The 25,576-nt window shown below is 67.1% G+C and carries 24 protein-coding genes; 8 read left to right on the top strand and 16 right to left on the bottom strand.

Going from position 1 to position 25,576, the window contains the following annotated elements:
- The first annotated feature begins 90 nt into the window (after positions 1-90).
- The 6 genes from ACFX59_RS09195 (at position 91) to ACFX59_RS09170 (ending at position 8,238) form a co-directional block, all read left to right on the top strand.
- The gene (locus ACFX59_RS09195; protein WP_387431738.1) at positions 91-2,580 is read left to right on the top strand and encodes a glycoside hydrolase family 9 protein; all 2,490 of its coding nucleotides are present in this window, start codon (positions 91-93) and stop codon (positions 2,578-2,580) included.
- A 116-nt stretch (positions 2,581-2,696) separates the two neighbouring features.
- On the top strand, positions 2,697-3,149 hold the full coding sequence (locus ACFX59_RS09190) for a MarR family winged helix-turn-helix transcriptional regulator (RefSeq protein WP_307098002.1): 453 nt from the start codon (positions 2,697-2,699) through the stop codon (positions 3,147-3,149).
- Entirely contained in the window at positions 3,146-4,549 is a 1,404-nt protein-coding gene (locus tag ACFX59_RS09185) for an efflux transporter outer membrane subunit (protein WP_387431734.1), read from the top strand. The genes ACFX59_RS09190 and ACFX59_RS09185 overlap by 4 nt, the downstream gene beginning before the upstream one ends.
- Entirely contained in the window at positions 4,546-5,709 is a 1,164-nt protein-coding gene (locus ACFX59_RS09180) for an efflux RND transporter periplasmic adaptor subunit (protein WP_307098000.1), read from the top strand. Before ACFX59_RS09185 ends, ACFX59_RS09180 begins: the two co-directional genes overlap by 4 nt.
- Positions 5,709-7,268: a DHA2 family efflux MFS transporter permease subunit gene (locus ACFX59_RS09175; RefSeq protein ID WP_387431731.1), complete on the top strand. Its 1,560-nt coding sequence runs from the start codon at positions 5,709-5,711 to the stop codon at positions 7,266-7,268. Before ACFX59_RS09180 ends, ACFX59_RS09175 begins: the two co-directional genes overlap by 1 nt.
- 172 nt (positions 7,269-7,440) lie before the next feature.
- Positions 7,441-8,238 (top strand): ThuA domain-containing protein, encoded by a 798-nt coding sequence (locus ACFX59_RS09170; protein WP_387431729.1) that lies wholly within the window; start codon positions 7,441-7,443, stop codon positions 8,236-8,238.
- Positions 8,239-8,247: 9 nt separating this feature from the next.
- Here ACFX59_RS09170 and ACFX59_RS09165 read toward each other — a convergent pair whose 3' ends face one another.
- The 14 genes from ACFX59_RS09165 to rpsB all read right to left on the bottom strand — a co-directional run bounded on the left by ACFX59_RS09165 (position 8,248) and on the right by rpsB (position 21,849).
- Positions 8,248-9,681 (bottom strand): L-serine ammonia-lyase, encoded by a 1,434-nt coding sequence (locus ACFX59_RS09165; protein WP_387431726.1) that lies wholly within the window; start codon positions 9,679-9,681, stop codon positions 8,248-8,250.
- A gap of 37 nt (positions 9,682-9,718) precedes the next feature.
- Positions 9,719-10,009, bottom strand: a complete 291-nt coding sequence (locus ACFX59_RS09160; protein ID WP_309694537.1) for a PilZ domain-containing protein — start codon at positions 10,007-10,009, stop codon at positions 9,719-9,721.
- Positions 10,010-10,170: 161 nt separating this feature from the next.
- Positions 10,171-10,401: a 50S ribosomal protein L31 gene (gene rpmE / locus ACFX59_RS09155; protein ID WP_007404343.1), complete on the bottom strand. Its 231-nt coding sequence runs from the start codon at positions 10,399-10,401 to the stop codon at positions 10,171-10,173.
- 98 nt (positions 10,402-10,499) lie between these two features.
- Positions 10,500-10,988, bottom strand: a complete 489-nt coding sequence (gene fabZ / locus ACFX59_RS09150) for a 3-hydroxyacyl-ACP dehydratase FabZ (protein WP_307097996.1) — start codon at positions 10,986-10,988, stop codon at positions 10,500-10,502.
- A 7-nt stretch (positions 10,989-10,995) separates the two neighbouring features.
- Positions 10,996-11,667, bottom strand: coding sequence for an OmpH family outer membrane protein (locus tag ACFX59_RS09145; RefSeq protein ID WP_307097995.1), 672 nt, complete (start codon positions 11,665-11,667; stop codon positions 10,996-10,998).
- Positions 11,667-14,396 carry an outer membrane protein assembly factor BamA gene (bamA, locus tag ACFX59_RS09140; RefSeq protein ID WP_307097994.1) on the bottom strand — a complete coding sequence of 910 codons (2,730 nt, stop codon included), beginning with the start codon at positions 14,394-14,396 and terminating at the stop codon, positions 11,667-11,669. The genes ACFX59_RS09145 and bamA overlap by 1 nt, the downstream gene beginning before the upstream one ends.
- 70 nt (positions 14,397-14,466) lie before the next feature.
- Positions 14,467-15,603 (bottom strand): RIP metalloprotease RseP, encoded by a 1,137-nt coding sequence (gene rseP, locus ACFX59_RS09135; RefSeq protein ID WP_387431720.1) that lies wholly within the window; start codon positions 15,601-15,603, stop codon positions 14,467-14,469.
- The gene (gene dxr / locus ACFX59_RS09130; protein ID WP_387431718.1) at positions 15,600-16,757 is read right to left on the bottom strand and encodes a 1-deoxy-D-xylulose-5-phosphate reductoisomerase; all 1,158 of its coding nucleotides are present in this window, start codon (positions 16,755-16,757) and stop codon (positions 15,600-15,602) included. The genes rseP and dxr overlap by 4 nt, the downstream gene beginning before the upstream one ends.
- A complete protein-coding gene (locus ACFX59_RS09125) occupies positions 16,757-17,524 on the bottom strand; it encodes a phosphatidate cytidylyltransferase (protein ID WP_309698157.1) in 768 nt (255 codons plus the stop codon). Before ACFX59_RS09125 ends, dxr begins: the two co-directional genes overlap by 1 nt.
- Before the next feature lie 53 nt (positions 17,525-17,577).
- A complete protein-coding gene (gene uppS / locus ACFX59_RS09120; RefSeq protein WP_387431968.1) occupies positions 17,578-18,246 on the bottom strand; it encodes a polyprenyl diphosphate synthase in 669 nt (222 codons plus the stop codon).
- Positions 18,247-18,335: 89 nt separating this feature from the next.
- On the bottom strand, positions 18,336-18,893 hold the full coding sequence (gene frr, locus ACFX59_RS09115) for a ribosome recycling factor (protein ID WP_307097991.1): 558 nt from the start codon (positions 18,891-18,893) through the stop codon (positions 18,336-18,338).
- A gap of 3 nt (positions 18,894-18,896) precedes the next feature.
- Positions 18,897-19,622 (bottom strand): UMP kinase, encoded by a 726-nt coding sequence (pyrH, locus tag ACFX59_RS09110; protein WP_307097990.1) that lies wholly within the window; start codon positions 19,620-19,622, stop codon positions 18,897-18,899.
- Between the two features lie 321 nt (positions 19,623-19,943).
- Positions 19,944-20,879, bottom strand: coding sequence for a translation elongation factor Ts (tsf, locus tag ACFX59_RS09105; RefSeq protein WP_387431715.1), 936 nt, complete (start codon positions 20,877-20,879; stop codon positions 19,944-19,946).
- A 160-nt stretch (positions 20,880-21,039) separates the two neighbouring features.
- The gene (rpsB, locus tag ACFX59_RS09100; RefSeq protein WP_307097988.1) at positions 21,040-21,849 is read right to left on the bottom strand and encodes a 30S ribosomal protein S2; all 810 of its coding nucleotides are present in this window, start codon (positions 21,847-21,849) and stop codon (positions 21,040-21,042) included.
- A 284-nt stretch (positions 21,850-22,133) separates the two neighbouring features.
- Between rpsB and ACFX59_RS09095 the strand changes: the two genes are divergently transcribed.
- On the top strand, positions 22,134-22,454 hold the full coding sequence (locus ACFX59_RS09095) for a hypothetical protein (RefSeq protein ID WP_354293420.1): 321 nt from the start codon (positions 22,134-22,136) through the stop codon (positions 22,452-22,454).
- Here the strand turns inward: ACFX59_RS09095 and pssA are convergent.
- Both pssA and ACFX59_RS09085 read right to left on the bottom strand, forming a co-directional pair.
- Entirely contained in the window at positions 22,393-23,202 is an 810-nt protein-coding gene (gene pssA, locus ACFX59_RS09090) for a CDP-diacylglycerol--serine O-phosphatidyltransferase (RefSeq protein ID WP_387431711.1), read from the bottom strand. The two genes, ACFX59_RS09095 and pssA, sit on opposite strands and share 62 nt — an antisense overlap.
- An 8-nt stretch (positions 23,203-23,210) precedes the next feature.
- Entirely contained in the window at positions 23,211-23,933 is a 723-nt protein-coding gene (locus ACFX59_RS09085; RefSeq protein WP_307097985.1) for a phosphatidylserine decarboxylase, read from the bottom strand.
- Between the two features lie 142 nt (positions 23,934-24,075).
- On the opposite strand from ACFX59_RS09085, the gene ACFX59_RS09080 reads away from it, so the two are divergent.
- The gene (locus ACFX59_RS09080; protein WP_309694514.1) at positions 24,076-25,296 is read left to right on the top strand and encodes an NADP-dependent isocitrate dehydrogenase; all 1,221 of its coding nucleotides are present in this window, start codon (positions 24,076-24,078) and stop codon (positions 25,294-25,296) included.
- Positions 25,297-25,576 lie beyond the last annotated feature (280 nt).

Here is a 25,576-nt window from a genome sequence, read left to right as displayed (position 1 = left end):
CCCCGGCATGCGGGACGCGGAATGCGGGACGGACTCTCCGTCCGGGCGCCGCTTCCGCATTCGGAAATGATAGCGCTACTAGGAGGGGATATGCTGAAACGGATGGGGATCGCCTTGTTGGCCTCGGCCAGCGTGATCGCGGGGGCCCAGGCGGTCCGGGCACAGTCGCTGGCCGTCACCCCCGCGGAGACGCTCGAGCGCCAGGGGCTGACCGTCATGGTCGACCAGAACCAGTTCAGTCCGATCTTCTTCGACGAGAAGAATGCCGGGCTCCAGATCGTCCTGCATGGCGAGCGGATCGCGACCGATGGCGCGGTGCGGCTGAACCGCACGCCCGAACAATGGGACCCGGTCCCCGCCTTCATCAGCCGGACGCGCGGGACCGAGCCCAATCAGGTGGTGGTCCGATCCACCTATAAGGACGTCGATCTGGGTTATCGGGTGAAGGTGACGGCGGAGGGCGACGGGTTTCGCATCGCGGTCGACCTCGACAAGCCGCTGCCCGCGGCGCTGGCGGGCAAGGCTGGGTTCAACCTGGATTTCCTGCCGACCAGCTATTTCGGCAAGACCTATCTGATGGACAGCGCGCCGGGGCTCTTCCCGCGTCATGCCACGGGGCCGATGCGCAAGGACGGGTCGGGCGATCCGATGCCGCTGGCCGCCGGGGGCAAGGCGATCACCCTGTCGCCCGAAGATCCGCTGACCCGCGTCACCATCACCTCGGACGCCGGGGCGCTGGAACTCTATGACGCGCGCAACCGGGCGCAGAATGGCTGGTTCGTCGTCCGCTCGCTGATCGCGGCCGGGGCCAAGGAGAATGCCGTCGTCTGGCATGTCCGCCCCAATGTCGTGAAGGACTGGGTCCGCGCGCCGGTCGTCTCGTTCAACCAGGCGGGCTATACGCCGGGCCGATCCAAGGTCGCGCTGATCGAGACCGATCCACACGGCTCCGCCCCCGCCGAGGCCGAACTCGTCCGCTTGGCCGCCGACGGAACCCGGCAATCGGTGCTGCGCAGCCGCGTGGCCCCGCGCGGGCGCTGGATGCGCTATGATTACGCCGCCTTCGACTTCTCGCAGGTCCGGGAACCGGGCGTCTATGCCATTTCCTATGGCGGCCAGGTGACCAACCCCTTCCGCATCGCGCCCGACGCCTATGACCGAATCTGGCAGACCTCGCTCGATACCTTCATCGCCGAGCAGATGGACCATGTCGGCATTCGCGAACAATATCGCGTCTGGTCCGCCCCCTCGCATCTGGACGATGCGCGCCAGGCGCCGGCCAATCACGTCCATTTCGACGGCTATAAAATGGGTCCGACCCTCGACTCGCCATTCAAGCCGGGCGAGCATATTCCGGGGCTGGACGTCGGCGGCTTCCAGGATGCGGGCGATTACGACATCCAGACGCCGCAAAACGCCGCCGTGGTCCGCGATCTGGCCTGGGGGCGTGAGCTTTACGGGCTGGACTGGGACGAGACGAGCGTGGACGAGGCCGCCCGTGCGGTCGAGATCCGCAAGCCCGACGGCCAGCAGGACGCGCTCCAGCAGATCCGCCACGGCACGCTGCAACTGCTCGCCCAGTACAAGGTGTTCGGCCATGCGATCGTCGGCATCATCGATCCCGTCCAGCGACAATATGCCCATCTGGGCGATGCGGGGTCGCAGACCGACAATCTGACCTATGACGCCTCGCTGGGCGTAACCGAGCGGCGCGGCGGGTCGTCGGGCGCGCAGGACGATCGCTGGGCCTTCACCACCGATCTGCCCGCCAACAATCTGGCGGTGGCGGGCGCGCTGGCCGCCGCCTCGCGGGCGCTGGCCGACAGCGACCCGACCATGGCGGCCGAGGCATGGGATGCCGCCAAGACGCTGTGGTCCCGCCAGCAAAAAGGCCCGGTCAAGGCGGGTGACGGGCGCGACGATTCGGGATCGCCCTGGTCGGCGGAGGGCGCCAATGTCGGCGCGACGGTGGAAATGCTGATCACCAGCAAGGGCGACCGCGTCTATGCCGATCGCCTCCGCGCGCTGATGCCCGTTGTGGCCAAGAGCTTCGAATGGGTCGGGGCCTCGGCGATCCGCGCCCTGCCCTTCATGGACGCCAAGTACCGGGCCGCACTGGCGCCGCTGGTCCGGCAGGCCAAGGCGAAGCTCGATGCCGATCTGGCCAAAAACCCCTTCGGCGTGCCGATCAGCGAGGCCAACTGGGCCGGATCGCATCAGGTCGTCGCGTTCGGATCGAACATGTACCTGATGCACAAGGCGTTCCCGGAGATCGTCGGGACCGAATACACGCTGAACGCGATCGACTATGTGCTGGGGCGGCACCCGGCGAACAACCTGTCGCTCGTCTCGACGGTGGGCACCGCGTCCAAGCTGATCGGCTATGGCCACAACCGCGCCGATTATGGCTTCATCCCCGGCGGGCTGGTGCCGGGCGTGCTGATCGTGAAGCCGGACTTCCCCGAGCTGAAGACCGACTGGCCGTTCCTGTGGTTCGAGAATGAATATACGGTCGCGACCACCTCGGCCTATATCCTCGCCGCCAATGCCGCGATCGCGGCGACCCGCGAAACCCGCTGACCCGAACGGGGCGAGACACGATCGTCTCGCCCCACCGCACCTGCTCCGTTATGACAAATGCGTCATGATGACATCCATAAATTGACTGCCGTGGCAGCTATTGCCATGGCAGTCATATGGCTCACCAAGATACTGCCCATTTCGATCCCGAACGCTCGGTCGGTTATCTGACCAAGCGCGTGTTCCAGCTCGCCCGGATCGGGATGGAGCCGATCTTTCAGGATGAGGAAGTCACCCATGTCCAGTGGAGCGCGCTGATGACGCTGCTCTGCGGTTTCGGGGAGACGGCGGCGGAGATGTCGCGCCACCTGTGCCACGATACCGGCGCGACGACGCGGATCATCGACACGCTGGAGGAGCGCGGCCTGATCGCGCGCCGCCGCTGCACATCCGATCGGCGCGTCGTCCGCCTCGCGCTGACCGAGGCCGGGCGCATCGTCGCGGAACGCTGCAAGGTCAAGGTCGTCACCCTGTGGAACGACTGGATGGCCGACTGGTCGCAGGAGGATGCCGACCAGCTCGTCGCCCTTCTCCTCAGGCTCCGCGACCGTCTGGAGACCCAGGCATGAAGCGGTCGACATTCCTCACCGCCCTTCTGCTGGCGGGCTGTTCGGTGCCGCAGGCGCATCCCGCCATCGCCCCGGTCGCGACCAACACGCTGGGTCTGGGCACCGCGCAGGCGCCGCTGGTGGCGACCGAGTGGTGGCATGGGCTGGGCGATCCGCAGCTCGACCGGATCGTCCGCGATGCGCTGTCCGGCAATCCGTCGCTGGAGATCGCGATGGCGCGGCTGCGTCAGGCCGAGTCGGTGCTGGCCAGCCGCCGGGCGGAAGACGGCCCCGCCGTGTCGCTCGACGCGCAGGAGCAATATAGCCGCATCTCGGGCCGCTACACCATCCCGCCGCCCTATGCGGGGACGACCCAGTGGCTGGGGCAGGCACAGGCCAGTCTCAACTGGACGATCGACCTGTTCGGGCGACAGGCCGCCGCGATCCAGGCGGCGCGCGCCTCCACCCGCGCGGCGATGCTCGACGTGACGGCGGCGCGGCTCGCGCTCGCGGGATCGGTCGCGCAGACCTATGTCGAACTCGCCCGTGCCGAGCGGCAGGCGGCGATCGCGCGCCGGACCATCGATACGCGCACCCGCTCGCTGGGGCTGGTGCAGGCGCGCATCCGCAACCACCTCGCCAGCCAGCTCGACGCCAGCAGCGCGCAGACTTTGCTCGCCCAGGCGCGGGTCGCATTGGCAAGGGCCGAGGCACAGGCGGCGCTGGCACGCAACGCGCTGGCGGCGCTGGCCGGGCGGGGCCTCGACTATCCAGCGACGATCGCGCCGACGCGGATCGCGCTCGACACCGCGCTCCCCATGCCGGGGATCGTGCCCGCCGACCTGCTGTCCCGTCGCCCCGACATCGCCGCCGCGCTCGCCCGGATCGAGGCGGCGAAGGGCGGGCAGGAGGTCGCGCGCAAGGCGTTCCTGCCCAATGTCAATCTGATGGCGCTGGCGGGGTTCCAGGCGGTCGGGCTGGGTAATCTGTTCACCGCCGATGCCGGGACCGTCGGCGCCGGGCCCGCCATCCACCTGCCGATCTTCGACAGCGGACGGCTTCGCGCGGGCCTGGCCGGCGCGACCGCCGCGCTCGACCTGGCGACCGCCGATTATAACGACCGGGTCGTCGGCGCGGTGCGCGAGGCCGCCGATGCGGTGACGCGCAGCCAGACCCTCGCCACCGAGCGCGCCCGCCAGAGCGAGGTCACGCGCGGACTGGCCGAGACGCGCCGCCTGAACGCCATTCGCGTGTCGAGCGGGCTGCAATCGCAACTGGGGCTGATCGACCCCGATATCCGCCAGCTGGAGGCCGATCAGGCCGACGCCAATCTCGCCGCCGACGCGGTCCAGGCGCGGATCGCGCTGGCCGTCGCCCTGGGCGGCGGTTTCTCCCCTTCCACCGAAAGCACGCCCCGATGAGCGACACCGCCACCGCCGCCCCCTCCCCCGCGCCCGCCGGCAAGCCCAGGGCGCGCAAGACCGGCCTGACCATCCTGGCGGTCGTCGTGGTGATCGCCGCGATCGTCTGGGCCGTGTTCCACTTCCTGCTCGCCAAGCCCGAGGAAGAGACCGACGACGCCTATGTCGCGGGCGATGTGGTGGCGATCACCGCGCGCGATCCGGGCACGGTGCTGGCCATCCATGCCGACAACACCCAGACGGTGAAGCAGGGCGCGCCGCTGATCGACCTCGACCCCGCCACCGCCGATGTCGGCGTGGCCTCGGCCGCCGCCGAGCTGGCGCGCGCGGTCCGCGCGACGCGAGCGGACTTCACCAAGGTCAACCAGAGCGGCGCGGCCATCGTCCAGGCGCAGGCCGAACTGACCCAGGCGCAGGCCGATTATGCCCGCCGCCGGGGTGCCGCCGCCGAGGGGGCCGTGTCGGGCGAGGAGCTGTCGCACGCCGCCGACGCGGTGAAGGTCGCGACCGCCAACCTGAACCTGGCCCGCGCCCAGGCGGCGCAGGCGCGCACCGCCGTGCAGGGGACCGAGGTATCGACCAACCCGTCGGTCCTCGCCGCGATCGCCGCCTATCGCCGCGCCGCCATCGCGCGCAGCCATATGCACGTCGTCGCGCCGATCACCGGCGTCGTCGCGCAGCGCACCGTGCAGGTCGGCCAGCAGGTCGCCGCCGGAACCCCGCTGATGGCGGTGGTGCCGCTCGACCGGCTGTGGGTCGACGCGAATTTCCGCGAGACCCAGTTGAAGGACCTGCGGATCGGCCAGCCCGCGACGATCGTCGCCGACATCTATGGCGGCAAGATCGTCTATCACGGCAAGGTTATCGGCCTGGGCGCGGGCAGCGGCAACGCCTTCGCGCTGCTGCCGCCGCAAAATGCCAGCGGCAACTGGATCAAGATCGTCCAGCGCGTGCCGGTGCGGATCGGGCTGGACGCCAATGAGCTTCGCCAGAACCCGCTGCGCGTCGGCCTGTCGGCGACCGTCACGGTCGATACCGCCGACCAGCGCGGTCCGCGCATCGGCGCCCCCGCCAGCCAGACCTATCGCACCCCCGCGACCGACGGCAACGATCCCGCAATCGAGGCGCGGATCGCGCAGATCATCGCGGCCAATCGCTGATGTCGGGCGGCCCTCCCCAGGCGGGCGCGGGGGATGGCCCCGCTCCGCTGAAAGGCGCCTCGCTGGCGCTGATCGCCTTCGCGCTGGCGCTGGGCACCTTCATGCAGGTGCTCGATTCGACCATCGCCAACGTCTCGCTGCCCACCATCGCGGGGAATCTGGGCGTCAGTTCGGACAACTCGACCTGGGTCGTCACCGCCTTCGCCGTCGCCAACGGCGTGGCGGTGCCGCTGACCGGCTGGCTGATGGGCAAGTTCGGGGTGGTGCGGACCTTCTGCGTCTCGGTCTTCCTGTTCACCATCGCCTCGTTCCTGTGCGGGATCGCGTGGGACCTGTCCTCGCTGATCGGTTTCCGCGTGCTTCAGGGCGCGGTATCGGGGCCGATGATCCCGGGCAGCCAGGCGCTGCTGATCTCGATCTTCCCGCCGCAGAAACGCTCGACCGCGCTCGGCATCTGGTCGATGACGACGCTGGTCGCGCCGATCATGGGGCCGATCCTGGGCGGCTATATCTCCGACAATTATCACTGGAGCTGGATCTTCTTGATCAACGTGCCGGTCGGCCTGTTCTGTGCGGGCGTGTGCTGGCGCGGCCTGTCGAGCCGGGAAACGCCGACCCGCAACCTGCCGATCGACAAGGTCGGGCTCATCATGCTGGTCGTCTGGGTCGGGGCGCTTCAAATGATGCTCGACCTGGGCAAGAATGACGACTGGTTCCATTCGACCCGGATCGTGGTGATGACGGTGATCGCGATCGTCGGCTTCGTCGCGTGGCTGATCTGGGAACTGACCGACGCCAATCCGGCGGTCGACCTGTCGCTGTTCAAGGGGCGCAATTTCAGCATCGGGACGCTGGCCTTCTGCCTGGGCTATGCCGTGTTCTTCGCCAACACGCTGCTGCTGCCGCTCTGGCTCCAGACGCAGCTCGGCTATACCGCGACCTGGGCGGGGCTGGTCGCCGCGCCCAGCGGGGCCGTGGCGGTGGTCCTCACCCCCATCGTCGCGCGGCTGTCGGGCAAGGTCGATGCGCGGATCATGGCGACCATCGCCTTTGCCGCCTTCGGCCTGTCCTACTGGATGCGCTCGGGGCTCAACACCTCGGCCAGCTTCAGCGACTTCGTCCTGCCGCTGATGGTTCAGGGGATCGCGATGAGCACCTTCTTCCTCGCGATGCTGACCATCGCGCTGGACGGCGTGCCCCAGCATCGCATTCCGTCGGCGACCGGTATTTCCAATTTCGCGCGCATCACGGCGGGCAGCTTTGCCGCGTCGCTGACGACGACGATGTGGGACCGGCGCGAGGCGCTGCACCAGGCGCATCTGTCCGAAGCGATCGGCCAGAACCCGGTGTGGCAGATGGCGCGGACGGGGCTCAACCATCTCGGCCTGACCGATACCCAGGCCGCCGCCGCCGTCACCCGGCAGATGGTCGGCCAGGCCTATCTGCTGGCCTCGACCGACATCTTCTATGTGTCGGCCTGGTTGTGCATCGTGCTGGCGGCGCTGACCTGGTTCACCCGGCGACCCAAGCCGCATGACGGCCCGATCGCGGCGGATTGATCGTAATTCCTCCCCTGTAAGGGGAGGTGGCAGCCCGAAGGGCTGACGGAGGGGTGTCATGGCCGATGGAGATACCCCTCCACCATGCTACGCATGGTCCCCCTCCCCTTACAGGGGAGGAAGAGGTTGCGCGCGTAACCAATCTGGGTAGCTTCTCCCAAAAGGGAGACGGATGATGCTGAAAACACTGATGATGATGGCGCTTGTCGTGGCCGCGCAGGCGCCATCGGACCCGCATCTGCCCGGCCGGACCGTCGACAGCGTCGCCCCTACCCTGCCCGCAGGGTTGAAGCGCGGCGTGCTGATCGTCTCGAAGACCAATGGCTGGCGGCATATCGAGCATATCCCGCATTCCAACACCGTGCTGGCCGGGATCGCCAAAGGGCTCGGCCGCGCCAGCTTCACCACCGAGAATGCCGCCGTCTTCAACGACGACCAGCTATCGCGTTTCTCGGTCGTCGTCCTCAACAGCGCCAGCGGCGATTTCCTGAGCGCCGAACAGCAGGCGGCGTTTGCGCGCTTCGTCGCGCGCGGTGGCGGGGTCGTGGCGCTGCACGCGGCGGGCGACGACAGTCACAAGGAGCCCTGGTATGCCGATACGATCATCGGCACGACCTTTATCGGCCATCCGGGCGGCGCGGATCACATCCAGCCCGCGCGGGTCGTCGCGGTCCGGCCGGACCATCCCGTGCTTCGCGGCGTCACGATGCCCTGGGTCGCGCGCGACGAATGGTACAGCTTCGACGGCAATCCGGCGGCGCGCGGCATGACCGTGCTCGCGCGCGTCGACGAGGGCAGCTATCGCCCCGGCGAGCGGTTGCGCATGGGCGCGGATCATCCCGTGCTGTGGATCAACCCGCGTAGCAAGGGACGGGTCGTTTATTCCGCGCTGGGGCATGAGCCGCAGCTCTATGACGATCCCGCCTATCGCCGCATCCTGACCAACGCGATCCGCTGGGCGGCGCGCTGACCGGGCGGGTCAGCACTCGACGACGTTGACCGCCAGCCCGCCCAGGCTGGTTTCCTTATATTGCGACTTCATGTCCTCACCGGTCTGGCGCATCGTCTCGATCACCTGATCTAGGCTGACGATGTGCCGCCCGTCGCCGTGCAGCGCGAGATAGGCGGCGTTGATCGCCTTGATCGCGCCCATCGTGTTGCGCTCGATACAGGGGATCTGGACCAGCCCGCCGATCGGGTCGCAGGTCAGGCCCAGATTATGCTCCATGCCGATCTCGGCGGCATTCTCGACCTGTGCGGGAGTGCCGCCCAGCGCCGCCGCCAGCCCCGCCGCCGCCATCGAGCAGGCGACGCCGACCTCGCCCTGGCAGCCCATCTCGGCCGCCGAGATGGAGGCCCGCTTCTTGTAGAGCATCCCCACCGCCGCCGCCGTCAGCAACAGCGTGCGAACCCCGTCGCGCGTCGCGCCATGGACGAAGGCCTCATAATAGCGCAGCACCGCCGGAATGACCCCGGCCGCGCCGTTGGTCGGCGCGGTCACGACCCGTCCGCCCGCCGCATTCTCCTCATTGACCGCCAGCGCCCACAGGCTGACCCATTCGAACACCAGGCTGGGATCGGTGCGCGGCCCCCGGTCGAGCAGCTTCTGCTTGATCGCCTGTGCACGGCGCTGGACCTTCAGCCCGCCGGGCAGGATGCCCGTCGCGGTACAGCCGCGATCAATCGCGCCCACCATCGCGTCGCGAACCCGGTCGAGAAACGCGTCCGTCTCCGCATCCTCGCGCCACGCCGCCTCGTTGGCGCGGACGATCTGCGCGATCGACAGGCCGGTATCCCCGGTACGCTCGAGCAGTTCCGCCCCGGAGGCGAAGGGATAGGCGAGTCGCCGGTTGGTCCGCGCCAGTTCGGCCCCCTCCATCCGGATCGCACCGCCGCCGATCGAATAGAAGCGCCGCACCACCGAACTGCCGTCGGACAGGAAGGCGGTGAAGACCATCCCATTGGGATGGGCGGGCAGAAAGCCGGGGCGGAACAGCAGATCGGCCTCGGGATCGAAATCCATCGCATGCCGCCCGTCGAGCGTGATCCGCCGCGTCTCACCGATCCGCGCGAGCAGTCCCTCGACGGCGTCGGGATCGATCGTCTCGGGCGTCTCCCCCGCCAGGCCCAGCAGGACGGCACGGTCGCTATGGTGCCCGCGCCCGGTCAGCGATAGCGATCCGAACAGCTCGGCCTGCACCCGCACCGGGATCAGCCCGGTGTCGAGCATCTCGACCGCAAAGGCCTTGGCGGCGCGCATCGGCCCGACCGTGTGCGAGCTGGAGGGGCCGATACCGATCGTGAACAGCTCGGTCACGCTGACTGCGGCGACACTGTCTTCGCCACGCGGCAGCGCGGTCACGGGAGGGACTGGCAGGGTCAAGATCGTTCCATTTGCAACGAATAGTCCCATGGACTAGCCCAGCCGATCGCCCCTGGCCACCCCGCGATCAGGCGAGCGGCGCCAGCACCTCATAGGCGTCCTGCGCCAGCGGGGTCTGGAACTGACACCCCGCCGCGAAATCGTCGGCCCAGACGATCCGCGCGATTACCTGCCCCACCTTGGGCAGCCGCAGCCAGATCGTCATCCCGCTGCGCAGCTCGGTATAGGTTTCCAGCCGGGCGCCGTGGGTCGAAATGTCGAGAACGCGGCACAGCGCGCGGGCGAGGCCGTCGCCCTCATAATCGGCCTCCACCTTCACCTCCGTCCGCTTCGAGCGACGGCGGGCCGGAATTTTCATGGGCTCGAATTCGGCGGCGAACATGCAGGCAATGCTAAAGCGAGGTGGTAAATACATCGCAAACGATTTTCCGGCCGCGCGCGGCGGATACAAAAAACCCGGCCCCTCCGCATGGAGGCGCCGGGTCCTTTGCGATAGCGCGGCCCCGCAGGGCCAGGCCATTACTTGCGGAGCGTGAGACCGCCACCGAAGCGCTTGTTGAAGCGCGCGACCTGACCGCCGGTGTCCAGCATCTGGCCACGGCCGCCGGTCCAGGCCGGGTGCGCCAGCGGATCGATGTCGAGCTGCATCGTGTCGCCTTCCTTGCCCCAGGTGGAGCGGGTTTCGAACACGGTGCCGTCGGTCATCTGGACCTTGATCATGTGATAGTCGGGGTGCGTATCGGTCTTCATGATATTGCTCCGGAAAATGGCTGGTTCCGACCAGCCTTAAAGCTCAAGGCGCGGCCCATAGCGGACCGCGCCCCGATAGTCAAAAGCGACGTGAGCCCTTACGCCTCGGCGGGCGGATCGGCGATCATCGCGGTGAAATTGGCCTCCGCCACGGCGACGCCGTCGATCTTGGCGACACCCGCGAACTTGCATACGCGGGTCCGCTTCGACACGAACTCCACCTCCAGATGGAGGAGGACGCCGGGTTCCACGGGCTTGCGGAACTTCACGCCGTCGATCGACATGAAATAGACGAGCTTGCCCGAATTGGCGAGGCCCAGGCTTTCCACGCCCAGGACACCGGCGGCCTGCGCCAGCGCCTCGACGATCAGCACGCCCGGCATGATCGGACGGCCGGGATAATGGCCCTGGAAAAACGCCTCGTTGATCGTCACCGCCTTCACCGCGCGGATCGACGTGTCGAGGACCAGTTCCTCGACACGATCGACCAGCAACATCGGGTAACGGTGCGGGATCGCCGCCATGACCCGCGTGACGTCCAGCGGGCCGAGGACGGTCTTCGCCTCGTCGTTCACAACGTCGCTCACGAAGCGATTACCGGCCGCTGTTCTGGCGACGCGCAGGCGCCGGAGCCGGGGTGGCGGCCGGAGCGGCGGCGGGGGCGGCGCCCTGCTGGCCACCCTGCTGACCGGGCTGCCAGCCCGCCGGCGGGGTGATGCTGACGGTCGGGACCAGCTTGTCCAGCTCGGCGGTCACGGCCGAGGTGATGTCGGCGGTCGGCTGCATGAACAGCACCGCCTGCGGGCTGACCAGCAGGCTGACATTCTTGGCGCGGACGGCGTTCTGCACCGCTTCGCCCAGCTTGGCCTGGAGCTGCTCGACGGCATAGGTCTGCGCGCGGACGGCGGGCTGGGTCAGGCGGGCCAATTCCTGCTCGGCGGCCTGCTGCTTGGTCTGGATCGCCTGCGCCTGGGTGCGCAGCGCCGCCTCGTTGGCGTTGGGGGCCGAACGCGCGGTCTGGAACGCCTGGACCAGCGGGTTCAGCTCGGCGGCGAGCGCCGTGCGACGGGTCTCGGCCTGGTCGAGCTGCGCCTTGTAGGTCGTCTCGATCTGCTGGCGGGCGGTCGCCCAGGCGCGCGAACCGGCGATCGCACCCTGCGGGTCGGCCACGGCGACGCCGTTCACCTGCGCACTCGCGGTCGTCGCGACGGTCGCGGCCGGGGCCACCAGGGCCGCCGCGAGGAGGAGCTTGGAAATCGTCTTCATCAGAACTGCGTCCCTACGTTGAAAGTGATGAGCTTGGGGTCGTCGCCCGGCTGCGTGACCAATGCCTTGGCCAGGTCGATGCGCAGCGGTCCAAATGGTGAATTCCAGTTCACACCGATGCCGATCGACACGCGCGGACGCCAGGTGCCGCCGTAGAACTGCTCTTCGGCATAGTTGGTATTCTGCGCGATGGTGTTGGTGCTGGTGCCCGAGCAGGTACCGCCCGACGTCGCCGAGAAGCCGACCGAGCAGGTGGTGAACTGGCCCGCATTGTCCGACCCCGTCGGCACGACGTACAGCTGCCGCCCCTGCCCGTCCTTGAGCAGCGAGGGGGCGAGCGTCTTCGACCCGTCCTTGTTGAACAGCAGATTGCCGTTGGCGTCGCGCGCCTGCGGGAAGTCGAGCGACGGCAGCGGGCGGGTGATGCCCCACAGGCTGCCCGCCTGGACATAGATGCTGGGCCGCAGACCCATTTCGCGCGCACCCGAGCCCAGCGGAATCTCGAGCTCGGCGCGCGTCAGATAATAAGCGCGGCCGCCCAGCGCGTCGTCGACGATCTGGTCGCGATCGGTCTGACGCGACTGCGATCCATCCGTGCCGATGACATAGGGCACGCGCAGCACGCGCGGACCGACGCCGCGAATGTCGAAGCCACGGAACTGCGGCTCGCCCAGATAGAAGCGGTCGACGATACGCACCGGGTCGATGCCGGGACCGCGGCTGTCCTCCAGCGAGTGGATATAGCCGCCCTCGCCCAGGACCGAGAAGACGAAGCCCTTGCCCAGACCCCAGAACTTGGCGCCTTCGCCACGGGTGCGGATATATTTCACGTCGCCGCCCAGACCGGCAAAGTCCTGGCTGAACGAGAAACGCTGACCCGCGGTCGGACGCAGACGGCTGTTCAGGCTGTCATAGATCAGCGAATAGCCGACCGACGAGGTCCAGCGATTGCCGATCGCGTCGCAAAGATAACGGCCCGCCGTCTGGAAGTTACAGCTGCCATCGGCGTTGAAGAAGGACGAGGCCAGGCCGACCTCGTCATAGGTCAGGCCATAGCGACCCGACAGCGACCAATATTCGGTCAGCGGCACGCCCGCGCGCACCTGGAAGCCGGTCGACACCTGGCTATAGGTCGTCTGGCGGGTGGTGCCCAGATAGTTGAACGAGTTATAGTCGCGACGGAACACGTCGACGCCCAGCGCGACGTTCTTGTCGAACACATAAGGCTCGGTGAAGCCCAGCTCGATCGACTTCGAATAGGCCGAATAGTTCACGCCCGCGCGCAGTTCCTGGCCCTTGCCGCGGAAATTGCGCTGGGTGATGTTCGCCTGGATGATGAAGCGTTCCAGCGACGAATAGCCCGCGGACAGCTGGAGCGAGCCGGTCGACTGTTCCTCGGTATTGGTTTCCAGGACGATGCGGTCGGGGGTCGAGCCGGGGTTCTGCTTGACCTCCAGCTTTTCCTGGAAATAGCCGAGCGAATTGATGCGGTCCTGGCTGCGGCGAACCTGGAAGCTGTTGAACGCATCGCCTTCCGCCACGCGGAACTCGCGGCGGACGACCTTGTCCTGGGTCTGCGTGTTCCCGTTGATGTCGATCCGCTCGATATAGGTTCGCTTCGCCTCGGCGATGTTGAACGTGATCGACATGGTCAGCGTGTCCTTGTCACGCTGGAACTCGGGGTTCACGTCGGTAAAGGCATAGCCGAACAGGCCCGCCGTCTGGCTGAGGCTGTCGATCGAATCCTCGATCAGCTTGGCATTGTACCAGTCGCCCTTCTTCATCGGCAGCGACTGGGCGAGCTTTTCATTGTCGAAGTCGCGGATCTGGCTGTCGACCTTGACGTCGCCGAACTTGTAGCGCGGACCTTCCTCCACCACATAGGTGATGATGAAGTCCTTCTTGTCCGGGGTCAGCTCGGCCACCGCGCTGGTCACGCGGAAATCGGCATAGCCGTTGGACAGGTAGAAGGCGCGCAGCTTCTGCTGGTCGGCGGCCAGGCGATCCTGGTCGTAGCTGGTGGCCGAGGACAGGAAGCGGAACCAGCGCGACTGCTTGGTGTACATCGCACCGCGCAGTTCGTCGTCGGAGAATTTCTCGTTGCCGATGATGTTGATCTGGCGGACCTTGGACTTGGGCCCCTCGCTGATCTCGAACACCACATCGACGCGGTTCTGGTCCAGATTGACCATCTTGGGGTCGACCACCGCGCCGAACCGGCCCTGGCGGCGGTACAGCTCGACGATCCGCGCCACGTCCTGACGGACGGCGGTGCGGGTGAAGATCTGCCGCGGCGCGAGCTTGATCTCCTTCTTGATCTTGTCTTCCTTCAGGCGCTTGTTGCCCTCCAGAATGACCCGATTGATGATCGGATTCTCGCGCACGCGCAGCACGATGTCGCCGCTCTCGACGCCCGAGATCGAATAGTCGGCGAACAGTTCGGACGCCTGAAGATCCTTCAGCGCCTGGTCGAGCGTCTCGGCCGAATAGGGAATGCCCACGCGCAGCTTGGTATAGGAGAGCACCGTCTCGGGCTCGATCCGCTGCGCGCCCTCGACCCGCAGCGTCTTGATGATCCGCTGCGGCGCGGGCGTCGCGGCGGGCGCCGCCGCCTGTGTCGTCGTCCCGGCGGGCGTCGCGGGCGCGACCTGCGCCATGACGGGGACGCCCGACAGCATCGTGCCCGCCAGCAATAAGGCGCCTGCGCGCACAGTCTTGATACCCGTCATTGCTGTCACCAAACCCACCCCAGAAAAGTCGAACCGACCCCTGTCGTCCTCGCGCCCTGCCCCATCGACGTCAGCCGATCAAGCCAGCGATATTTTTCCAAAGCCCCAAATTGCCCAGATCGTTGAACGTCACGAAGAGCATCAGGGCCAGGATCGCGACCAAACCGCCACGGAATGCCCATTCCTGGGCCGCCGGCTCCAGGGGGCGACGTCGCACCGCTTCGATCGCATAGAAGAGAAGATGACCGCCATCCAGCATCGGCACTGGCAAGAGGTTGATGAACCCCAGATTGATGGACACCAGCGCCACGAAGAAAACAAAGGCGTCGAGGCCCAGCGCCATCTGCTCGCCCGACACCTTGGCAATCGACACCGGCCCGCCCAGTTCCTTGACCGAGCGGCGGCCGGAAATCACCTGCCCCAGCGTCTCGACCATCATGCGGACGATCTCGCCGGTGCGCTTCACCGCCACCACGGGGGCGCGGAGAAGGCCGACCGGGCGGACATCGACCGTGCCGGTGCCGCGCACGCCCAGGCGGCCGATGCGATAGCGGTTGCCGAAGCGATCGCGCTGCTCGTCGGTGCCGACGGTGACGTCGGTCGTGAACGGCACGCCGCCGCGCGTCGCCTCGATCGTCACCCGCTGTCCGGCGCGGATCTGCACATAGCGCGCGATATCGGCGAAATCGGTGACGGTGCGCCCGTCGATCGCCGTCACCCGGTCGCCGGGGCGCAGCGCCGAAGAGGCGGCGGCGCTTCCCGTCACGACCTCACCCACCACCGGCGGGATCACCGCCTCGCCATAGGCACAGGCAAAGCCCGCCAGGATCAGGATCGCCGCGACGAAATTGATCGCGGGGCCCGCCGCGACGATGATCGCGCGCTGCCATACCGGCTTGGCCTGGAACGTCCGCGCGCGCTCCTCGGGCGGGAGCGAGAGCCAGGCCGCGTCGGGCTGGCTGGCGGGGTTCATGTCACCGGCGAACTTCACATAGCCGCCCAGCGGCAGCCACCCGATCTTCCACCGCGTACCGCGCCGGTCGGTCAGCCCGAACACCTCGTGCCCGAAGCCGATCGCGAAGGTTTCCGCCTTCACCCCGAACAAGCGCCCGGCGAGGTAATGGCCCATCTCGTGCACGAACACGAGCGGACCGATGGCGAGAACAAAGGCCAGGATGGTCAACAACAGGCCGGGGGTTTCGATCAAACGACGCAATCCTCTACGCGCTCGCCCGCCAGCTCCCGCGTCTCCGCATCGATCGCGATCACCGCGTCGAGCGTTTCCGGCGGGGCCGGGTCGTAGCGATGGAGAATATCCTCAACGATTGCGGCAATTTCGAGGAAGCCGATGCGGCGTGCAAGAAAAGCCGCGACCGCGACCTCATTGGCCGCATTCAGAATGGCCGGGGCAGCCCCGCCCGCCTCGAGCGCGGCACGCGCCAGTCGCAGCGCGGGAAAGCGCACCGGGTCGGGCGCGGCGAAGTCCATCCGGCCCAGCGCGACCAGGTCGAGCGGCGCCATCGGCGTCGGCATGCGGTCCGGCCAGGCCAGGCAATGCGCGATCGGCACCCGCATGTCGGACGGCCCCAGCTGCGCCAGCATCGAGCCGTCGACATAATCGACCGCCGAATGGATCACCGATTGGGGATGCAACACGATCTCGATCCGGTCGGAGGGGACCGGGAACAGCCGGGCCGCCTCGATCAGCTCCAGCCCCTTGTTCATCATCGTCGCCGAATCGACCGAAATCTTCGCGCCCATCGACCAGTTGGGATGCGCCACCGCCTGTTCGGGGGTGACGCGGCGCATGGCGTCGGTGGTCCAGGTGCGGAACGGGCCGCCGCTGGCGGTCAGGACGATCCGGCGCACCCGCTCGGGCCGCGCAAAGTCGAAACATTGGTAGATGGCGTTGTGCTCGCTGTCGGCGGGCAGCAGCGTCGCCCCCGCCTTCGCGGCCGCCGCCAGCACCACCTCACCCGCCGAGACAAGCGGCTCCTTGTTGGCCAGCACCACCGTGCCGCCATTGGCGATCGCGGCCATGGCGGGCTCCAGCCCGGCGCACCCGACGATCGCCCCCATCGTCCAGTCCGCGCCGCTCGCCGCTGCCTCGATCACCGCCGCGCGGCCGCCCGCCACCCGCGTCCCGGTCCCCGCCAGTGCCTCGCGCAGATCGGGCAGGCAGCGTTCGTCGGCGACCACCGCCAGCTCGGCTCCGGTCCGCTTCGCCGCCGCCGCCAGCTTGGCGACATCGCCATTGGCGGTCAGCGCGCGGACGCGGTAGCGATCGGGCTCGCGCTCGATCAGGTCCAGCGTCGAGGTGCCGACCGAGCCGGTCGCGCCGAGGATCGTCACGCTTCGCATCAGAACAGGTCCGGCAGAAAGATCAGGAGAGCCGCGATCGGGGCCACAGGCACGATGCCGTCGAGCCGATCCATGACGCCGCCATGGCCTGGCAGGACATTGCCGCTGTCCTTCACTCCCGCCCGCCGCTTCAGCCCGCTTTCGAACAGGTCGCCGATCTGCGCCAGCACCGCCAGCACCGGGGTCGCGATGACGAGGTGCAAAGGCAGGCCATGATAGGCGCGCATCAGCACCGCCAGCAGCGTCGCCGCCGCCACGCCGCCGATCAGCCCCGACCAGGTCTTGGCCGGGCTGATGCTCGGCGCGAGCTTGGGTCCGCCGAACTGCCGCCCGACGAAGAACGCCCCGCTGTCGCAGGCCCAGACCAGCGCCATCGTCCACAGCGACAGGGCCAGCCCGTCGTCATGCAGACGGATCGCCAGCAGCGAGAAGACCGGCAGGCCGACATAGAAGGCACCGGCCCCGAATGCAGGCCGCCGCGACACGATGGTCAGGAAGAAGAAGGTCGCCGCGATCAGGCCCAGCGCGAAAAAGCCCGGCCCGGCCGCCAGTCCCGGCGCCATGATCGCCAGCGGCACCGACAGCGCGAACTGGGCCAGTCGTTTCTGCTTGGCATCGACCTTCAGCAAGTCGGACCATTCGGCCATCATGAACAGGCCGACGACCACCGCCAGCAGCCAGAAGGCCAGATCGCCCAGCGCCAGGCACAGGCTGGCCACCGCGATCATCACGATGCTGGCCAACACCCGCTTGGTCAGGTTGGACATGGGCTTGGCGGCGGGCTCGACCGGCCTTGCCGCGGGTTCGGAATCGCGATCGATCACAGGCCGCCGAAACGCCTGTGCCGTTGTCCGAAGGCGGCCACCGCATCGGCCAGCGCGGCCTCGTCGAAATCGGGCCAGAGCGTGTCGACGAACATCAACTCGGCATAGGCGGCCTGCCACAAAAGGAAGTTGGACAGACGCTGTTCGCCCGAAGTGCGGATGACCAGGTCGAGCGGCGGCAGGCCGTTCGTCTGCAACTCGCCCTCGATCGCCTCGGGCGTGATGCCGTCGGCGGTCATCTCGCCCGCCGCGACCTTCATCGCCAGCCGCTTCGTCGCCTCGACCAGCTCGGCCTGCGCGCCATAGTTCAGCGCGATGGCCAGGACCGGCCCGCTATTGACCGAGGTCCGGGCAATGGCGTCGTCGATCATCGCGACCAGATCGGGCGCGAAGCGGCGATAGTCGCCGATCACGCGCAGCCGGACATTGTCCGACACCAGCTCCGCCAGATCCTTGCGCAGGAAGATGCGGAGCAGCCCCATCAGGTCGCTGATCTCGGTTTCGGGCCGCCGCCAGTTTTCCGAGGAAAAGGCGTAGAGCGTCAGCGCCTCGATCCCCATCGCCCGCGCCGCACGCGCGATGCGGCGCACGGCATCCACCCCGGCCTTGTGTCCGGCGAAGCGGGGCAGCAGACGGCGTTTGGCCCAGCGGCCATTGCCGTCCATGATGATCGCGACGTGACGCGGGACCGCACCCGTATCGGGCACGGCCACCAGCGACCCCAGAGCCGTCTGGGCCGAGGCGGCCGGAGGACTCACTTGCCCAGGATTTCCTTTTCCTTGGCCGCCGCCGCCGCATCCAGCTCGGCGACGGTGGCGTCGGTCAGCTTCTGGACCTCGGTCTCGTGACGCTTGCGCTCGTCCTCGCCGAAGACGCCCTTCTTCTCGTCGGTCTTCAGGCTGTCCATGCCGTCGCGGCGGACATTGCGTACCGCGATGCGCGCGCCCTCGGCATATTTGTTCGCCAGCTTGGCGAGCTCCTTGCGGCGCTCCTCGGTCAGGTCGGGGATCGGCAGGCGCAGAGTCTGGCCGTCATTGATCGGGTTCAGGCCCAGACCCGCCGAGCGGATCGCCTTTTCGACCGACGACACGTTCGACTTGTCCCACACCTGCACCGACAGCATGCGCGGCTCGGGCGCCGAGACGGTCGCGACCTGGTTCAGCGGCATATGGCTGCCATAGACCTCGACCGTCACCGGATCGAGCAAGGCGGTCGATGCACGACCGGTGCGCAGACCGTTCAGGTCGTGCTTCAGCGATTCGACCGCGCCCTGCATACGGCGCTCGAGATCGGACTTGTCATAGGCTGGCATGGGTTAAGCTCCTGCGTTCTGAACGACCGTCGACACACCCTGACCGGCGAGCACGGCACCGAAATTGCCATGTTCGCGGATGTTGAAGACGACGATCGGGATATTGTTGTCGCGGCACAGCGCGATGGCCGAGGCGTCCATGACCTTCAGGTCGTCGGACAGAACCTTGGAATAGCTGACGGTTTCGTAACGGGTGGCGGTCGGCACCTTCTTGGGATCGGCGTCATAGACGCCGTCGACGCTGGTGCCCTTGAACAGCGCGTCGCACTTCATCTCGGCGGCGCGCAGCGCGGCACCGCTGTCGGTGGTGAAGAAGGGCGATCCGACGCCCGCCGCGAAGATCACCACCCGGCCCTTTTCCAGATGCCGCTCGGCGCGACGACGGATGAAGGGTTCGCAGACGCTGGCCATCGGAATGGCCGACTGGACGCGCGTGTCGACGCCGATCTGCTCCAGCGCGTTCTGCACCGCCAGCGCGTTCATGACGGTCGCCAACATGCCCATATAGTCCGCGGTCGCGCGTTCGAACCCCTTGGCCGCCGCCGACAGGCCGCGGAAGATGTTGCCGCCACCGACCACGATGCACAGTTCATAACCCTGCGCGCGGACGTCGGCGATCTCCTGCGCCACGCGCGCGGTGATCTCGGGAGAGATGGACAGCCCCCCCTCGCCCATCAGCACCTCACCCGAGAGTTTCAATAGGATACGTTTGAAGCGCGGGCTGGTCATCGTTTCTCGGATCTTGATGGTGAAAGTGCCGCGGACCTTAGGCGGCGGGCGGGCGGCGGGCAACCGTGGAGCGGCGGATCGCGGGGATTTTCGTGGGCCTGCCGTGTCTCACAAAAGCGACTCGGCCTTTCGCCCCCGCCCCGTTCAGGCGGCGCGACGTCGAAGCCCATGGAGTTCCGCCGACCCCGCGCCCTTCGACTTCGCCCGAGGCGAACGAAGCCTCGGGAGCGATCGCCCACCCCCAAACGCAAAGGGAGCGACCACCTCGCGGCGACCGCTCCCCCTTGCCGTCACCGTCCCGTCAAGGGACGGCGCGGATCGTTACGCCTTCTGCGGAACGCCCGAGGCCGCGGCGACTTCGGCGGCGAAGTCCGACGCTTCCTTCTCGATGCCCTCGCCCAGCTGGAAGCGGACATAGTCCACCAGCTGGATCTCGGCACCGGCGTCCTTGGCGGCCTTGGCCACCACGTCGCTGATCTTGGTCTTGCCGTCCATCACGAACAGCTGGCTGACCAGCGCGTGCTCCTTGCGGTACTTGGCGATGCCGCCCTCGACCATCTTGGCGATGATGTCGGCGGGCTTGCCCGATTCGGCGGCCTTTTCGGTCGCGATCGCGCGCTCACGCTCGATCTCGGCCTCGTCCAGGTCTTCCTCGTTCAGCGCCTTGGGGAAGGCGGCCGCGACGTGCATGGCCAGGTCCTTGCCCAGCTTCTGCAGGACCTCGTCCGAAGCGTCCGATTCGAGCGCGACGAGCACGCCGATCTTGCCCAGGCCCGGCGCCTGCTGGTTGTGGACATAGGACACGACCGCGCCCTTCGACACTTCGAGGCGCTTGGCGCGACGCAGCGACTGGTTCTCACCGATGGTCGCGACGTTGTTGGTCAGCACTTCGGCGACGGTGCCGCCCTGCGGCATCGCTTCGTTCTTCAGCGCCTCGACATCGTCGGTCGACTTCAGCGCGATCGCGGTGACGTCCTTCACGAACGACTGGAACTGGTCGTTCTTGGCGACGAAGTCGGTTTCCGAGTTCACTTCGACGGCCGCGCCGACGGTGCCGCTGGTGGCGACGCCGACCAGGCCCTCGGCTGCGGTACGGCTCGACTTCTTCTGCGCGGCCGCCAGGCCCTTCGTGCGCAGCCAGTCCAGCGCGGCGTCCATGTCGCCATTCGCCTCGGCCAGCGCCTTCTTGCAGTCCATCATGCCCGCGCCGCTCTTTTCGCGCAGGTCCTTGACCATCGCTGCGGTGATATCGGCCATTGTCTGATTTCCTCTGTCTGAAAAGGGGGATGCGGGTAGGGCCGCCCCATCGGAGGCGGCCCTTAGCACGGCTTGCATGTCAAGCCGATGTCATCGACCGACGGGCTGCCCCATCCGGTCGATGATCGCCCCGCCCGCACCGCGGGGCTTTCTCACGCCATTACGCGTCGATCTGGCGCTCGGCCTCGACCGCCTGCTCGGCGACGTCCGCCGGGGCGACGGTCAGCGCTTCCTCGACGGGCGGCTCGGCCATCGCGCCGAAGTCCGCACCGCCACGGCGCTGCTGCTCGTGACCGCCACGGGTCGCGGCGATGGCAACGGCTTCGCAGTACAGGCGGATCGCGCGGCTGGCGTCGTCATTCGCCGGAACCGGGAAGGCGATGCCGTCGGGCGAGACGTTCGAATCGAGGATCGCGACGACGGGGATGCCCAGCGTGTTGGCTTCCTTGATCGCCAGCTCTTCCTTGTTGGCGTCGATCACGAACATCACGTCCGGGATGCCGCCCATGTCGCGGATGCCGCCCAGCGACAGCTCGAGCTTGTCGCGCTCGCGGGTCAGGTTCAGCACTTCCTTCTTGGTCAGGCCGTGCGTGTCGCCCGACAGCTGCTCCTCGAGGGTCTTGAGGCGCTTGATCGAGTTCGAGATCGTCTTCCAGTTGGTGAGCATGCCGCCCAGCCAGCGATGGTTGACGAAGTGCTGGCCCGCGCGGCGAGCGGCCTCGGCGACCGGCTCCTGCGCCTGGCGCTTGGTGCCGACGAACAGGACCTTGCCACCGCCAGCGACGGTCGAGCTGATGAACTCCAGAGCGCGCGCGAAGAGCGGCACAGTCTGCGACAGGTCGAGGATGTGGACGCCGTTGCGGTCGCCAAAGATGTAGGGCTTCATCTTCGGGTTCCAGCGGTGGGTCTGGTGGCCGAAGTGCGCGCCGGTCTCGACCAGCTGCTGCATGGTGACGACGGGTGCCGCCATAAGATAATTCCTTCCGGTTGGTCCTCTGGGAAGCGGATGACGCGGCGGGCAAAGCCCATGCGCACCGAAATATGATGCTTCCCATGCGGTGTTGAGGTGCGCGCCCTTAGACGATGGTCGACCGCTTGGCAAGCCACCCTTTGCGTTCACTTTTGTTCCACCGCCGATTGACTCTGGAACATCGATGGAACATAAGATGACCACAACAGGGAAACGGGACGGATCGCCTTATCACGGATTCGCAACATCGGGGATTTGGCACGGCTCGCCCTGATGTTGCCGCTATGGCGACGGAACCGGACGAAAAAATCAACGGTTACGGTTCGGTTAATGGCCGCACCGTATGGGAACGGCAGGAGGCAGGCATCATGATGATCGTGGTGAGTGTTCTGGTTTTCATGGGCGCGCTGGTCGCCTCGCTCGGCACCATCGTCATGATGGTTGCGCCCCAATGGCGGCGTATTCTCCATCTGGCGACCGGACATGCCGAGCCGGCCTTCACGCCGCTCGCCACGCTGGTGGTGGCCGAGCGGCGGATCGCGGTCAGGCGCTGGGCGGCGAACTCGCCTGCCCCTTCGCTGGTGCGCCGCCGCGCGGCCGCTTGATGCGGGCATAGGCGAGCATGGTGAAGGGAATGCTCGCCAGATAGGCAAGGCATATCGCCGTCAGGGCATGCCAAGGCGCGGAGATCAGCGCCACGCCGACCAGGACGATGATGGCCAGTGCCTCGAACCTGATATGACGCCGCAACCGGAACGAGGTCCATGACAGGGTAGCGATGCTCGACACCATCAGCAGGGCGACAAAGGCCACCCATGGCGCGACGAGGAATGGCGAGGCGAAGATCGGCTCGCCGGTCCAGAACCAGAGATAGAGAGGCAGCATCGCCAGCCCCGCTCCGGCGGGTGCGGGAACGCCGGTGAAGAAACCCGCCGTCTTGCGCGGCTGGTCGATCACATCAAGTTGGGAATTGAACCGCGCCAGGCGAAGCGCACAGAAGACCGCCTGGAGCAGCGCGCAGATCCAGCCGATGCGAGGCAGGCTTTGCAGCGACCAGAGATAGAGGATGAGCGCAGGCGCGACACCGAACGAAATCGCGTCCGAGAGCGAGTCCAGCTCGGCGCCGAACCGACTCTCCCCGCGCAGCAGCCGCGCGATCCGCCCGTCCAGGCCGTCGAGCGCCGCCGCGACCATGATCATCGTGACCGCCGCTTCCCACGACCCCGCAATGGCGAACTTCACGCCGGTCAGGCCGGAGCAGAGCGCCAGCGCGGTGACGGCATTGGGCGCGATGGCCCGGAGCGGCAGGCCGCGCGGCGGGCCTCGACGGGCGAAGCGGGGGGAGATGGCCATCGGATCGGTTATTGCGCGATGCCGCTCATCGGCTTGCCGCCGACACGCCCCAGCACCGTCTCGCCCGCGACCGACCGCTGGCCCAGGCAGACCTGCGGCGTGACGTCGTCGGGCAGATACACGTCGACCCGGCTGCCGAACCGGATCAGGCCGACCCGCTGTCCGGCGGCGACCATGTCTCCGGGCTTCACGAAGCCGACGATGCGCCGCGCGACGAGGCCCGCGATCTGGGTGAAACCGATCTTGCGACCATCCCGCCCCTCGACCACGAAATGCTGGCGCTCATTCTCGTCCGACGCCTTGTCGAGGTCGGCGTTGAGGAACTTGCCCGAGATATAGACGACCTGGCGGATGACGCCCGCGATCGGCGTGCGGTTGATGTGCACGTCGAACACCGACATGAAGATCGACACGCGAACCAGCGGCGCCTCGCCCAGTTCGCCGACCAGCTCGCGCGGGATCGCGACGCGCTGGATCATGGTGACCAAGCCATCGGCGGGCGCGACGATCAGGTCGTCGCCCTGCGGCGTGGTCCGGACGGGATCGCGGAAGAACGCGGCGATCCAGATGCACAGGCCGACGAACGGCCAGAACAGCACCTTGGTGATCAGCGTGGCGAGCAGGGTCAGGCCCGCCCCGATCAGCACATATTTGCGCCCTTCGGGATGGACGGCGGGGAAACGCCACTTGACCGTGGTGGTGGCGATGGGAGGCTTTTCAAGCGAAGGCATCGGGCCTGTCTACCTGTCCACCGGCCATCGCACAATCTTTTCGGTTCGCCCCGGTCCTTTCGCGGATCGCGCAGGGTGGTTGATCCGCCGCGCCCCCTCCCCTAGACGCGTTGCCAAACCTGCCAAATCTAAGGATGCGCATATGGCGAAGATCAAGGTGAACACGCCCGTCGTGGAGATCGACGGCGACGAAATGACCCGGATCATCTGGGAGTGGATTCGCGAACGCCTGATCAAGCCGTATCTCGACATCGAACTGGCCTATTACGACCTGTCGGTGCAGAATCGCGACGCCACCAGCGACCAGGTGACGATCGACAGCGCCCATGCGACGCAGAAGTACGGCGTCGCGATCAAGTGCGCGACCATCACCCCCGACGAGCAGCGCGTCGAGGAATTCGGCCTGAAGAAGATGTGGAAGTCGCCCAACGGCACGATCCGCAACATCCTGGGCGGCGTCGTCTTCCGCGAGCCGATCGTCATCAAGAACGTTCCCCGCCTGATCCCCGGCTGGACCCACCCGATCGTCGTCGGCCGTCACGCCTTCGGCGACCAGTATAAGGCGACCGACTTCAAGGTGCCCGGCAAGGGCAAGCTGACCATGAAGTGGGAAGGCGAGAATGGCGAGACGATCGAGGAGGAGGTGTTCAACTTCCCCAGCTCGGGCGTCGCCATGGGCATGTACAATCTGGACGAATCGATCCGCGACTTCGCGCGCGCCTCGATGAACTATGGCCTGGGTCGCGGCTGGCCGGTCTATCTGTCGACCAAGAACACCATCCTGAAGGCCTATGACGGCCGCTTCAAGGACATCTTCCAGGAGGTGTACGAGACCGAGTTCGCCGACCAGTTCAAGACGGCGGGCATCGAATATCAGCACCGCCTGATCGACGACATGGTCGCCTCGGCGCTGAAGTGGCATGGCGAGTTCGTCTGGGCCTGCAAGAACTATGACGGCGACGTGCAGTCGGACCAGGTGGCGCAGGGCTTCGGCTCGCTGGGCCTGATGACCTCGGTGCTGATGACCCCGGACGGCAAGACGATCGAGGCGGAAGCGGCGCACGGCACCGTGACCCGTCACTATCGCCAGCACCAGCAGGGCAAGGCGACCTCGACCAACCCGATCGCGTCGATCTTCGCCTGGACCGGCGGCCTGAAGTATCGCGGCAAGTTCGACAACACCCCCGACGTCGTCCGCTTCGCCGAGACGCTGGAAAAGGTCTGCATCAAGACCGTCGAGAACGGCCAGATGACCAAGGACCTCGCCATCCTGATCGGCCCGGACCAGCCCTGGATGACCACCGAGCAGTTCTTCGAGGCGATCCGCGTCAACCTCGAAACCGAAATGGGCAGCTGGCAGTAATCCTGCCGCCTGTTGTTGCGAGGAAGGGGCTCGGAGACATCGTCTTCGGGCCCTTTTTCGTTCCGCCCCAGCCGCGTGAAGTCGAAGACCGAAGAAATAATCCTGTTTCGCGCAGAGGCGCAGAGGACGCTGAGAAGAAGCCCCCCTACGAACCTCCTACCACCCGGACGCAGGCCGGAGTGGAGGGCGAAAGCAAAACCTTCTCTGCGCCCTCCGCGCCTCTGCGCGAACAACGTCACAGGATCTTCGCCCCGAATTCTATTCCGAGTGGCCAGCCAAG

Origin of the sequence: Sphingomonas sp. NCPPB 2930, from assembly GCF_042867205.1 — a bacterium.
Classification (GTDB): Bacteria; Pseudomonadota; Alphaproteobacteria; order Sphingomonadales; family Sphingomonadaceae; genus Sphingomonas.
The sequence above is the reverse complement of the archived record's forward strand: the minus strand, read 5'-3'. Positions and strand labels throughout refer to the sequence as shown.